The organism is Sneathiella sp. P13V-1, from assembly GCF_015143595.1.
Classification (GTDB): domain Bacteria; phylum Pseudomonadota; class Alphaproteobacteria; order Sneathiellales; family Sneathiellaceae; genus Sneathiella.
The window spans coordinates 630,870-644,317 of sequence record NZ_WYEU01000001.1; the positions used below are offsets into that span (position 1 = coordinate 630,870).

Sequence of the window (13,448 nt, forward strand, 5' to 3'; positions counted from 1 at the left end):
TTATGAATATCGCCAATCTATTGGTACGCACCGCCCAAAGCCATGCGGGTCAACCAGCCTTGGCTCATGGGACCGAGACGGTTGCGACATACAGAGAATTTGCAAATAAGGCTGCGTCACTGGGCGCTGGCCTTATGCAACAATATGGGTTGCAAAAAGGGGATCGCGTCGCCCTGATTATGAAAAACCATCCCGAATACTGGATCAGTCTTTTTGCAGTTTGGCATGCGGGCCTGACCGCAGTGCCTGTAAACGCGAAACTTCATATCAGTGAATTTACCTACATTCTTGAAAATTCAGGGGCAAAGCTGGCTATTGCCACGCCTGAACTGGCAAAGGAACTGACCGAAGGGCAGGATCTGGCCCCGGTATTGAGCATTTCGGATGCCAATTACGCGGATCTTAAAAACGCGGCACCAATTCCAATGGTGGATATGGCACCTGATGACTTGGCGTGGCTGTTTTATACCTCCGGCACAACGGGAAAACCAAAAGGCGCCATGCTGAGCCATCGCAATTTGCTCTGCGCTATTTTAAGTTATTTTGCCGATGTGTCGTCACATGAGCCGGGGGACTGCATCATTCACGCCGCGCCGCAAACTCATGGCTCTGGTCTTTATGGCCTTCCCCTTATTGCCAAAGGCGGCATTCAGGTCACCCCGTTAAGCGGCGGGTTCGAGCCGGCGGAAACGCTGGAATTGATTGCGCATCATAAAAACTGCTGCTTCTTCTTTGCCCCCACCATGGTGCACCGCCTGATCGGTGCAGAAGAATTTAAAAGCGCGGATACCAGCAATATCAAGCTGATCGTTTATGGCGGGGGGCCTATGTATGAAGCGGATATCCGAAAAGCCCTCGATGCCATTGGCCCAAAATTCTGCCAGATATATGGGCAAGGTGAAGCGCCCATGACCATCACGGTTCTCACCCAGCATGAACTGGCAACCGGTGGTGATCATCCAAACCGGTCAGAACGGCTTGCCTCTGTCGGGGTGGAGCGAACAGATGTGGAGGTTTGCATTCGCCGTGAAGACGGCACCCCTTGCGATCTTGATGAAATCGGGGAAATTACCGTTCGCGGCGATGTGGTGATGCTGGGATACTGGCAAAATGAAGAAGCCACGAACAATACGTTAAAGGATGGCTGGCTTTGGACCGGTGACATGGGGGCTAAAGATCAGGATGGCTTCATCACCTTAAAAGACAGATCCAAGGACCTGATCATTTCGGGTGGCACTAATATCTACCCCCGTGAAATAGAGGAAGTCCTTCTCACTCATCCGGATGTTGCGGAAGTATCGGTCATCGGACGCCATCATGCCGACTGGGGGGAAGAGGTAATCGCCTTTGTTGTGCCAAATGGCGATGTGCCGTCCATAGAAACACTGGACGCCCATTGTCTTGAGCATATGGCCCGCTTCAAACGCCCCAAGGAGTATTTCATTCGGGAAAGCCTGCCAAAGAATAACTATGGTAAGGTTCTGAAAACGGAACTCCGTAAAGAGTTTGAAAACTGATCAGCGGGTTTTGTCCCGCTGAAAAGTAAGATGGGTTTTGACCGTCGGCCATTCATGAGCAAGGATGCTATACACGCACGTATCCCGAAGGCTGCCATCTGGCATCATCTTGTGACTACGTAAAATCCCGTCCAGTTTTGCGCCCAGCCGTTCAATGGCCGCACGGCTTTGACGGTTCATAAAGTGGGTGCAAAATTCAACGGCGTTGCAGTTAAATTCCTCAAAAGCATGGGTGAGCAGCATCAATTTACAGCGGGTGTTAAACCCACCCCGCTGCACTGATTTCCGATACCATGTGGACCCGATTTCAAGGCGGCGATTAGCCTCATCAATATTCATGTAAGTGGTCATGCCTACGGCTTTGCCAGATGCATTATCAACAATAGCAAAAGGACACATGCTGCCCGCCTTCTGAAGATCCAGCCGTCTGCTGATTTCTGCCCCCATATCCTCAGGTTTTGGCACCGTTGTATACCAAAGCTTCCAAAGTTCCCCATCCTCAGAAGCCTCTTTTAAGTCCGCTTCATGATCAGAGGACAAAGGAACCAGAGAGACAATTTCATCTCTCAACGTAATTGGATCTGCATACGCCATTTATTACATCCACAACAATATCAGTATGAAAAGGATGTAGCCAAATATTGGTCCCATCAAAAGAGCCAATTCCTACAATCATACAGAACCAAAAAAGGCCGCCCAAAGGGCAGCCTTTTCATAGGATATATTGATCTGACTTACCGGCCAGCTTCGTGCGCGGCAAGAGCGGCCATGTTGACCAGTTCGGATACGGTCGCCCCGATAGGAACGATTTGAACGGGTTTGCTGAGGCCCACCATCAGTGGTCCGATAACTTCCGTCTCTCCCAGAACAGGCATCAATTTAGATGTGATATGGGCAGAGTGAAGGCCTGGCATAATCAGAACGTTGGCTGGGCCGGATAGGCGGCAGAAAGGATAAAGCGCCATGATGTCCGGGTTCAGCGCCACATCTGCGGACATTTCACCATCATATTCAAAATCCAGCTCTTCCTGATCCAGAAGGCGAACAGCTTCACGAACCTGTTCAGACGTTTCATGGGCCGGGTTGCCAAAGTTGGAATATGACAGAAGGGCCACACGTGGCTCATGGCCCAAACGGCGGGCCACTTCTGCGGTCTGTTTGGTGATCGCGACCAGATCTTTTGCATCAGGAAGCGTTGTGACGGCGGTGTCACCGATAAACACGGTACGGTCACGTCCTACGGCGATGGAAACGCCGATAGGCTGCTGATCTTCCTTAGCATCCACAACCTTGCTGACTTCCTTAAAGGAGACAGAGAAACGGCGGGTCACACCGGTGACCATGGCATCCGCATCCCCCATGGCGACCATGCAGGATCCGAAAATATTCCGATCCCGGTTCGCAAGGCGCACACAATCACGGTAGAGGTAGCCTTTGCGTTGCAAGCGGCTATAGAGGAAGTCGTGATATTTCTCGCGATCTTCCATTTCGCGAGCATTGTAAATCTCGATCCCTTCAGGAAGCTCAATACCAATATTTTCGACAGTTTCCTGAATAAATTCTTCCCGGCCAATAAGAACCGGAATGCCGTAACCTGCCTTCTTAAATTCAAGGGCCGCACGGATCACTTTTTCTTCTTCGCCTTCCGCAAAAACAACCCGGCGTGGGTTCGCGCGAACCTCATCCATGATCAACTGCAGGGAACCGGCTGTAGGATCAAGACGGGCGCGGAGTTCATTGCGATATGCTGTCTCGTCAATGATCGGACGGCGGGCAACGCCTGTTTCCATGGCTGCTTTCGCAACAGCTGTTGGAACGTGGCTGATAAGACGTGGATCGAACGGCACAGGGATGATGTAATCCGGACCATAAACCGGGCGATTTCCTTTGTAGGCGGCCGCCACTTCGTCCGGCACATCTTCACGGGCGAGCTCTGCCAAGGCTTCAGCTGCCGCGATTTTCATTTCCTCGTTGATGGTTGTTGCCCGAACATCCAACGCTCCGCGGAAGATGTATGGGAAACCCAGAACATTGTTCACCTGATTTGGGAAATCCGAACGACCTGTTGCCACAATGGCATCACCGCGCACATCTGCGATATCTTCGGGACGAATTTCAGGATCCGGGTTCGCCATGGCAAAGATAATTGGCTTCGCCGCCATATCTTTGACCATCTGCTTGGTCACCGCGCCCTTAACGGACAGTCCAAGGAAGATATCCGCACCCACCATGGCTTCTTCCAAAGTTCGGGCTTCTGTTTCCACGGCATGGGCAGATTTCCACTGGTTCATACCCTCTTCACGGCCTTTGTAGATCACACCTTTTGTGTCACACAGGATCGCGTTGTTGTGGGGCAGACCCATTGCCTTGATAAGCTCAAGACAGGCAATCGCCGCGGCACCAGCACCGTTTACAACAACCTTCACATCCTTCATATTCCGGCCGGTAAGGTCGAGCGCATTAATCACACCTGCCGCACAGATGATTGCCGTACCATGCTGATCATCATGGAACACAGGAATGTCCATAATTTCACGAAGGCGCTGTTCAATAATGAAGCATTCCGGCGCCTTGATGTCTTCCAGGTTGATGCCACCAAAACTTGGCCCCATGAACTTCACGGCATTGATGAACTCATCCACATCTTCAGTATCAAGTTCCAGATCAAAACAGTCCAGATCCGCAAAGCGTTTAAACAGAACCGCCTTCCCTTCCATCACCGGCTTGGATCCAAGTGCACCGAGGTTACCAAGGCCTAGAACCGCTGTACCGTTGGAAATTACCGCAACGCGGTTACCTTTAGTGGTAAAATCATAAACGGTGTCTGGATCTTCTGCGATCGCAAGACAAGGGGCCGCAACGCCGGGTGAATAGGCAAGAGATAGGTCCTGCTGGGTCGCAACAGCTTTGGTTGCAACAATTTCTAACTTACCGGGCTTACCCTGTGCATGATATCGCAGCGCTTCTTCATTATGGCTTGAATCCCGCGTATCGCTCATCTCACTGTTTCCTCAAAATCGTCTTTACTTTTTTTGCGCCTCGCCGCCCTAAATTTTCCTGTTAAAAGGTGTTGGCAAAACTGGCGGCTATGATAGTTTTCCTTCATGCCTACAGTAGTCAAAACAAAGTCGCAACAGAATAAGTCGGTTACCCCAATGATGGCCCAGTTTCTGGCCATTAAGGAGCAGCATCAGGATAGCCTGCTCTTTTACCGGATGGGTGATTTTTACGAGCTGTTTTTCGACGATGCGGTGAAAGCCGCTGCCGCCCTTGATATCGCCCTCACTAAACGCGGTAAGCACGAGGGAGAGGACATCCCCATGTGCGGCGTACCCGTTCATTCCGCTGAAGGGTATCTTTTGCGCCTTATCAGGCGAGGCTTTCGTGTTGCTGTTGCAGAACAGACAGAAAGTCCGGCGGAAGCCAAAAAACGGGGCAGTAAATCCGTTGTCGCCCGTGATGTGGTCCGGCTTGTCACCCCCGGTACCATTACAGAAGACAGCCTTCTGGATGCACGCAGTCACAACTTTCTGGTGGCGATCTCTCGCGGGGGACAAAATTACGCGCTCGCATGGGCGGATATGTCCACAGGTGAGTTTATGTGCAGCACCGCAACACAGGATTCTCTTGGGGCACAGCTTTCCCGCCTGAACCCTGGTGAAGTGATTATTCCAGATCGCTGGATGGATGATCCTGCCATGGAAAACCTTGTGGATGAGTGGGATTCGGTTCTAACGCCATTGCCATCTGCGCGGTTTGACAGTCAAAATGGCGAGAAACGACTTAAAACTTTATTTGAGGTTTCTGCCCTTGATGCTTTTGGTCAGTTCAGCCGACCTGAGCTTGCCGCTGCAGGTGCCCTTGTCGATTATGTGGAGCTCACCCAAAAGGGTAAATTCCCCCATATCAAACCACCCCTGCAGCAGGCGGCAGATGATGTTATGTCTATTGATGGCGCGACCCGACGCAATTTGGAACTGACCCGCACCATGAGTGGAGACCGCCAAGGAAGCCTTCTTGCGACCATTGACCGAACCATTACCGGAGCTGGCGCACGTAAACTCGGCGCGGATATTTCCAGCCCCTTAACCGGGGTCGAAGCCATTCACCATCGTCTCAACATGACGGACTATTTCCATCAGGATGATCGCCGACGCGAGGCTTTGCGCGACATTTTGCGCCGCTGTCCCGATATGGAACGGGCGCTAAATCGTTTGGCCTTAGGCCGGGGTGGCCCACGTGACATGGCCGCCATTCGGGATGGCTTGTCAGAAACCGCCAACCTTCGCGCAACTTTGGATACCGCCAATATCAGCGATGATGTCAGCGGCATTCATGAAGCAGCTGAGCATCTGGGCCTTCACGCAGAGCTGGTAGACGAACTCACCCGTGCCCTTGCAGGTGATCTGCCGCTTCTTCCCCGTGATGGCGGGTTTATCGCAACCGGATATCGCCCAGATCTGGATGAGATGAAGACTTTGCGTGACGAAAGCCGTCGTCATATTGCAAACCTTCAAGCCAAATATTCAGAGTTGGCCAATGTGCCCTCCCTGAAGATCAAACATAACAATGTGCTGGGATATTTTATCGAGGTAACACCCCGCTTTGCAGACAATATGGGCGAAGACTTCATCCATCGCCAAACCATGGCCAATGCTATTCGCTATAGCACGGTGGAACTTGGAGAACTGGAAGATAAAATCTCCCGCGCGGCAGATCGCGCGCTTGCGTTGGAGCAAGAGCTTTTCACCGAACTTCAGGAAATGATCCTTGGGCGCGGCACCGCCATCTTGGAAGCCGCAGAAGCAATGGCCACACTGGATGTGGCAGCAAGCCATGCTGATCTTGCAAAAGATCTGAATTACACTCGCCCTGTTGTGGATGACAGCCTTGAATTTGAAATTAAGGGCGGCCGCCATCCAGTCGTCGAAGCGGCGCTTAAATCCAACGCCGATGGGGCCTTTGTCGCCAATGATTGTGTCTTGAATAGTGAAAACCGGCTTTGGCTGCTCACCGGTCCAAACATGGCCGGTAAAAGTACGTTCCTCCGTCAAAATGCATTGATCACGATCTTAGCGCAAATTGGCAGTTACGTGCCTGCGGAACATGCCCATATCGGTGTTGTAGACCAACTTTTCAGTCGCGTGGGCGCCGCAGACGATCTGGCACGCGGAAGGTCTACCTTTATGGTGGAAATGGTGGAAACCGCCACAATCCTTAATCAGGCGGGCGCGCGCGCCCTTGTTATTCTGGATGAGATCGGGCGCGGTACCGCAACTTTTGACGGCCTTTCCATTGCGTGGGCAACCGTTGAGCATTTGCATGACATCAATTCATGCCGCGGCCTCTTTGCGACACACTATCATGAACTCACCGCCCTCTCCGGTAAATTGGGGGGTCTTTCCAACCACAGTCTGAAAGTGCGTGAATGGAAAGGGGATGTGATTTTCCTGCATGAAGTGGGGCCAGGGTCCGCGGATCGATCCTACGGTATTCAGGTGGCGAAACTGGCCGGTCTTCCAAAGGCCGTGGTCACCCGCGCAGAAGATGTTCTTCATCATCTGGAAGAGAAAGATCAGAAAAACGCCAAGGCAAAACTGGTGGATGATCTGCCTCTCTTTGCGACGGTGGTTGAAGAAACCGCACGAGAGGAAGCCGTAGCAGCCCCATCTGAAATGGAAGTTCGAATTTCAGAGATAAATGTGGATGATCTCACCCCCCGTGAAGCCCATGCCCTTCTTTATGATTTGAAAGGGATGCTGGGCGAAGATTAGAAGAACAGGTGACAAAAGCATATGACATCGCTACTCTCAGCTCGTTCCAAATAACCAACTAATAAAAAACGAACTAGGGGAGCGATTTCATGTTCGATCTTTCAGGTAAAAATGTCCTGATCACCGGATCCAGTAAAGGTATCGGTAAAGCAATTGCCCAACAGATGGCCCTTGCAGGTGCGAAAGTGACTATTTCCAGCCGTAAAGAAGATGTCTGTCAGCAAGTAGCTGATGAAATTAACGCGAGCCTGCCAGAAGGTTCCTCAGGCGGTGCTGTTGTAATTCCATGTAACATCAACAGCAAAGAATCCCTGCAAAATCTGGTGGATGAAACCCACAAACAACTGGGTCAGATTGATGTGCTGGTTTGTAACGCCGCGCTAAACCCGTACTTTGGTCCATCGGCTGGCATTCCAGATGAAGCGTTCGACAAAATCATGTCTGCCAACATCAAATCCAATCACTGGCTCTGCAACATGGTGCTGCCCGAAATGCAGGAACGTAAAGACGGCTCTATCGTCATTGTTTCTTCCATCGGTGGTCTTCGCGGATCTAAAGAACTGGGCGCCTATAGCATTTCCAAAGCCGCTGATATGCAGCTTGTACGGAACCTGGCCGTTGAATATGGACCAGACAACATCCGTGTAAATGCCATTGCGCCGGGTCTGATCCGCACTGATTTTGCCCGCGCGCTATGGGAAAATCCGGAAATCTTGAAACGGGCCACATCTCGTGCACCACTTCAACGTATCGGGGAGCCTGAGGAAATTGCTGGTGTTGCTGTACTCATGGCATCAAAAGCTGGAACATTCCTCACCGGTCAAACCATCACGGTTGATGGGGGTCAGACGATCACTTGATCAATTGAGAGTAATTTATTTGAAAAAGGCTCGCTCAAGCGGGCCTTTTTTAGATGATGCGCGCTATCAGATGCCACGCAACAACCAGCATCATGACCCCAACCAAAGTATCGAGAACCCGCGCGGCACTTGGGCGACCCAGAATAGGGCTCATAAAGAGCGCCCCATATCCCAGGGCGAAAAACCAGACAAAAGACATGATCACAGCACCGCTTATGAAGTAATAGCGAAGCTGCAATTCATAAGTTCCGGCAATGCCCCCAAGCATGACAACCGTATCCAGATAGACATGCGGATTTAGAAGACTAAAGGCGATAGTCATCATGGCCGCTTTTTTCGCGCTGCTGGTAACCGGCTCCCCTTCCCCTGTAGAGACAGGTTTTGCCTGTATGGCCCGCCAAAAGGAAAGCCCGCCGAAGACAAGCAGGAAGGCAATACCGCCATAGGTCACATACTCAACCGTATCAGGATAAAGATCAATCAAACTTCCAAGTCCCAATGCGCCCGCAATGATCAAGGACGCATCCAGAACAGAGCTTAACAAACAGACCACAAAAACCTGATCTTTCGCCACGCCTTGGCGCAGAACGAACATATTCTGCGCGCCAATGGCGATGATCAGCGCGCCACCAAGCAGTAGTCCGTTTATAAAAGCGGTCGTTTCCATGGAAGGTTCAGTATATCTCTTGAAATAAGGTGAGAAGTGTTTGCGGAAAGGGCATTTTTCTGTGCTATATTCGCACCATATGGGACAATAAACACGAACGCAAGATTAACAGAGCGGACCGCGAGTACATGGAAAAAATACCCAATCGCCGGGAAATCATCGACAGAAAAAGCCTGATGGCGGAACTGGCCACATTGTCCCAGGAATTCAAGCCCGACAGTTTCGAATTTCGAAATGCCCTGCTGAAAAAACTGAAAGAGGTTTACGCAAGCGGACGGGAAGTCGTGAAGGGTCGCTTCTTTGCGACCAATAAAGGCCGCCCCTCCATGCATGCGGAAGCGTTCTTGGTGGATCAGATCATTCGTGCCATTTATGACGTGGCGACTGAGATGGTCTATCCACTGAACAACCCAACACCTGAAGAAAAACTGTCCCTGATGGCTGTTGGTGGCTATGGACGCGGTGAATTGGCCCCACAGTCTGATGTGGATCTTTTGTTCCTGTTTCCCTACAAGCAAACCTCCTGGTCCGAACAGATCATTGAATATTGCCTGTATATGCTGTGGGATCTGGGTCTGAAAGTGGGCCATTCCACCCGTAACCCGGATGAATGCGTTCGTCTTGCCAAGAAAGACATCACCATCCAGACGGCATTGCTGGAAGCGCGATATCTCTGGGGGGATCAGGAACTCGCGAATAACATGCGCTCCAAGTTTCACAATGATATTCTGGAGGCACAAGGCAGTAATCGCGCGTTCATTGACGCCAAATTACAGGAGCGGGATGATCGGCACTCTCGCTTTGGTAATTCCCGTTATGTGGTAGAACCCAATATGAAAGAAGGCAAAGGGGGCCTGCGTGATATCCAGACCCTGTTCTGGATTGCCAAATTTGTCTACCGGACAACTGAAGTTTCAGAACTGGTTGCCAAGGGCGTATTTACGGACTCAGAACGCCGTCGCTTTACCAAAGCGTCCAACTTTCTTCGAACCGTTCGCTGCCACTTGCATTACCTGACGAACCGCCCGGAAGAGCGCCTCACCTTTGATGTGCAAGCGGAACTCGCCCATCGTTTGGGATATAAGGACCATGCAGGCACCCGCGGTGTTGAACGCTTTATGAAACACTATTTCCTTGTGGCGAAGGATGTGGGGGATCTCACCCGGATTTTCTGCGCAAATCTGGAAGCACAGCAACAAAAGAAAAGCCGTATTCCTATCCCGACGTTCGGTTTGTTAAAACGGAAATTGGATGGTTTTCAAGTTGATGCGGGGCGTCTCAATATCAACTCGGAAGATGACTTCAAGGAAGATCCGCTTAAATTTCTGGGGCTGTTCCATCTGGCGCAAAAAAAGGATCTGGACGTTCACCCCAACGCTTTGCGAATTATTCGCCGCCAGTTGAAGGATGTGAACAAAAACCTTCGGAACGATCCGGAGGCCAATCGCCTTTTTCTGGAAATGCTCACAAGTAAGAAAGACCCGGAAACCACTCTTCGCCGCTTAAGTGAGGCGGGTGTGCTTGGCAAATTTATTCCAGATTTTGGTCGCGTAGTCGCACAAATGCAGCATGACATGTATCATGTCTATACGGTGGATGAGCATACCATTCGGGCAATTGGCATCCTGACCCAAATCGAAGAGGGTCATCTGGAAGAAGAACACCCCTTAAGCCATCGCCTGCTGCCTAAGGTTCTCTCCCGCACAGTTCTATATGTAGCGGTTCTTCTACATGATATTGCCAAAGGGCGGGGTGGTGATCATTCCGTATTGGGGGCGGAAGTTGCAGAAAAACTCTGTCCGCGCTTGGGGCTTAGCCCATCGGAAACAGAAACCGTAGCATGGTTGGTAAGGTATCATCTGTTGATGAGCAATACAGCCTTCAAACGTGATCTCTCAGACCCTAAAACCATCGAAGATTTTGCCCAAATCGTACAAAGCCCTGATCGGTTGATGCTTCTTCTTATTCTGACTGTTGTGGATATCCGCGCAGTGGGCCCAAACGTCTGGAACGGTTGGAAAGGACAGCTTCTGCGCGAACTTTATCATGCTGCAGAAAGCGCTCTTACCGGCGGTCATATTTCAGAAGGGCGCGCCGCACGAGCCCGTCACCATCAAGAAGATCTGCGGGATGAACTAAAAGACTGGCCAACTGAGAAGATTGATGCACACCTTGAGAAATTCTATGAATCCTATTGGGTATCCAACAATCTGAACACTCATAAAGCGCATGCCGAACTAATCAAAAAAGCTGAAGAAAGCGGCGATAAATTAGTCATTCATGCTGAGAGCGACCCTTTCAGATCCATTACTGAAGTCACCGTTTATACAGCTGACCACCCGGGTCTTTTCGCCCGTATTGCCGCAGCTATGTCCCTTTCTGGTGCGAACATTGTGGATGCGAAAATCCACACAACAACAGATGGGATGGCCTTGGACACCTTCTTCATTCAGGACAGCGAAGGGGATGTTTACGATCAGGGCGGACGCATGTCCAAATTGCGCGAAGTGATCGAAGCGACGCTCAGTGGTGAAATTCGAACCCATAAAGAACTGGATAAACGCGAACAGTCCAACATTCCAAACCGGACAAAAGTGTTTATCGCTCAGCCATCTGTTCTGGTGAATAATGAAGCCTCCAACATTCATACGGTAATTGAAGTGCGAGGCCGGGACCGGGTGGGGCTTCTGGCTAATGTAACCCGTGCGTTATTTGGCCTCTCACTCACCATTTCTTCTGCGCATATCTCCACCTTTGGCGAGCGGGTCGTGGACGTTTTCTACGTAAAAGACATGTTTGGCCTTAAAATCACCAATAAGGTGAAGATAAAGAACATTGAGGACAAAATCATGGAAGTTCTGGATACGCCAGAGGAACAGAAGAAAAAGGCGCGTTCAGCACTTAAAAAGAAATCGCTGAAGGTATAGGTGTACCAGCGGGAGAAGTGGGTCATTGAGTCTTTTAAGATCGGTTGCCACGGTGGGTGGCTTCACCATGGCAAGCCGTGTACTTGGCTTTATTCGCGATATTCTGATCGCTACAGTTTTAGGTGCCGGTCCGGTCTCTGACGCCTTTTTTGTGGCTTTTCGCATCCCCAATATGTTCCGTCGCCTTGTGGCCGAAGGCGCTTTTTCCGCCGCTTTTGTTCCCCTGTTTGCCCGGCAACTGGAAGAAGGGGATGAAAAAACCGCACTGGAGTTTGCCTCCCATGCGCTTGCCTTCCTGACCGGATTTCTGTTTCTGTTTTCCGTCCTTTTCATGATCTTTATGCCGTTTCTGATGCAATATCTGGCACCGGGCTTTGAAGTTGGCGGAGATCGGTATGAACTGGCGGTTACCTATACACGGATAACCTTTCCCTATCTCACCGCGATGGCTGTCGTGGCCCTTTTGGGCGGGGTTTTGAACGCCTTCTATAAATTCGCGGCCATGTCAGCGGCGCCTATTCTGCTCAACATCATTCTGATAAGTGCCCTTTCGGTACAGCTTTATCAGCCCTTTACCGAAGCCGGATTGATGTTGTCTATCGGGGTGGCGTTCGCCGGATTGGGGCAAGTGATTTATCTTGTCGTGGCCTGCAAGCGCGAAGGGGTGATGCCGCCGCTTCTCATCCCGCGTCTCACTGATAAAATTAAACGCCTCTTTAAATTGATGCTACCGGGCTTGCTTGGGGCTGGCGTTCTTCAGATCAATATTCTCGTGGGCACAATTATCGCGTCATTACTGGCAACGGGATCCATTTCTTATCTTTATTATGCGGACCGGGTTTATCAATTGCCGCTGGGGGTAATCGGGATTGCTGTGGGAACTGCGCTCCTTCCCATGCTGACCCGGCAAATCAGATCAGGCAATGAGGGACCGGCCAATGACACACTCAATCGCGCGGTTGAACTATCCATGCTGTTCACAATCCCTGCAGCAGCAGCCCTGATGGCCATAGCAACCCCGATCGTACAGGTTCTGTTTGAACATGGCGCTTTTGACGAACAGGCCACGAAGACAACTGCCGAAGCGTTGATCGCTTTTTCAAGTGGACTGCCTGCCTATGTATTGACGAAAGTCTACGCCCCCGGCTTTTTTGCCCGTGAAGATACAACAACGCCTGTCATCATCGGCGTGATCGCCATGGTCATCAATATTGCACTGAGCCTTCTCCTCCTTGATCTCCTCGCTCATGTAGGGATCGCCCTTGCCACTTCCATCGCAGCGTGGGTCAACGCAGTGGTTCTCTTTTCCCTTCTCATTTTCAAAGGGCAGCATCGACCTGATCGGCGTTTACTAAAGCGTATCGCGGGCATGGTTTTGGCAGCCGCGGCAATGACGGCCTTGCTCTTATACCTCAACGCAGTTTTGCAGCCTCTGTTATCTGCCGATCTTCTTTCCAGCCGGATCTTGGGGCTCGCTATGCTTATCGCTGCTGGTGGTGGAATCTACGGCATTACTGCCGTCATTTTTGGGGCCGCACGTCTTTCAGACCTGAAATCCATGCTGAGACGCCGGACACCGAATAAAGATCACGAATAATCGGTTGACGATAACTTCGCCCCTTGCCATAAGCTAGGCTCCCTTTAACTCCCGCCCGGACGGTTTGCATGTTGTGACCGGGGATCCGGGCTCGTGTCCAAAGCGT

At 51.0% G+C, this 13,448-nt stretch carries 8 protein-coding genes; 5 read left to right on the forward strand and 3 right to left on the reverse strand.

Going from position 1 to position 13,448, the window contains the following annotated elements; translation table 11 throughout:
• Nucleotides 1–2: 2 nt before the first annotated feature.
• Nucleotides 3–1,517 (forward strand): AMP-binding protein, encoded by a 1,515-nt coding sequence (locus tag GUA87_RS03200; RefSeq protein ID WP_193715065.1) that lies wholly within the window; start codon nt 3–5, stop codon nt 1,515–1,517.
• On the opposite strand, the gene GUA87_RS03205 is transcribed toward GUA87_RS03200, so the two are convergent.
• Together GUA87_RS03205 and GUA87_RS18160 are read right to left on the reverse strand one after the other, a co-directional pair.
• Nucleotides 1,518–2,111, reverse strand: coding sequence for a GNAT family N-acetyltransferase (locus GUA87_RS03205; RefSeq protein ID WP_193715066.1), 594 nt, complete (start codon nt 2,109–2,111; stop codon nt 1,518–1,520).
• A gap of 140 nt (nt 2,112–2,251) precedes the next feature.
• Nucleotides 2,252–4,516 carry an NADP-dependent malic enzyme gene (locus GUA87_RS18160; protein WP_193715067.1) on the reverse strand — a complete coding sequence of 755 codons (2,265 nt, stop codon included), beginning with the start codon at nt 4,514–4,516 and terminating at the stop codon, nt 2,252–2,254.
• A 105-nt stretch (nt 4,517–4,621) separates the two neighbouring features.
• Between GUA87_RS18160 and mutS the strand changes: the two genes are divergently transcribed.
• Together mutS and GUA87_RS03220 are read left to right on the forward strand one after the other, a co-directional pair.
• Nucleotides 4,622–7,291, forward strand: a complete 2,670-nt coding sequence (mutS, locus tag GUA87_RS03215) for a DNA mismatch repair protein MutS (RefSeq protein WP_193715068.1) — start codon at nt 4,622–4,624, stop codon at nt 7,289–7,291.
• 89 nt (nt 7,292–7,380) lie between these two features.
• The gene (locus tag GUA87_RS03220; protein ID WP_193715069.1) at nt 7,381–8,151 is read left to right on the forward strand and encodes an SDR family NAD(P)-dependent oxidoreductase; all 771 of its coding nucleotides are present in this window, start codon (nt 7,381–7,383) and stop codon (nt 8,149–8,151) included.
• A 49-nt stretch (nt 8,152–8,200) separates the two neighbouring features.
• Here GUA87_RS03220 and GUA87_RS03225 read toward each other — a convergent pair whose 3' ends face one another.
• Nucleotides 8,201–8,818: a LysE/ArgO family amino acid transporter gene (locus GUA87_RS03225; RefSeq protein WP_193715070.1), complete on the reverse strand. Its 618-nt coding sequence runs from the start codon at nt 8,816–8,818 to the stop codon at nt 8,201–8,203.
• 128 nt (nt 8,819–8,946) lie between these two features.
• Here GUA87_RS03225 and GUA87_RS03230 point away from each other — a divergent pair, with 128 nt between their 5' ends.
• Both GUA87_RS03230 and murJ read left to right on the forward strand, forming a co-directional pair.
• A complete protein-coding gene (locus tag GUA87_RS03230; RefSeq protein WP_193715071.1) occupies nt 8,947–11,745 on the forward strand; it encodes a [protein-PII] uridylyltransferase in 2,799 nt (932 codons plus the stop codon).
• Nucleotides 11,746–11,770: 25 nt separating this feature from the next.
• Complete coding sequence (gene murJ, locus GUA87_RS03235) at nt 11,771–13,342, forward strand: murein biosynthesis integral membrane protein MurJ (protein WP_193715072.1); 1,572 nt, start codon at nt 11,771–11,773, stop codon at nt 13,340–13,342.
• Nucleotides 13,343–13,448 lie beyond the last annotated feature (106 nt).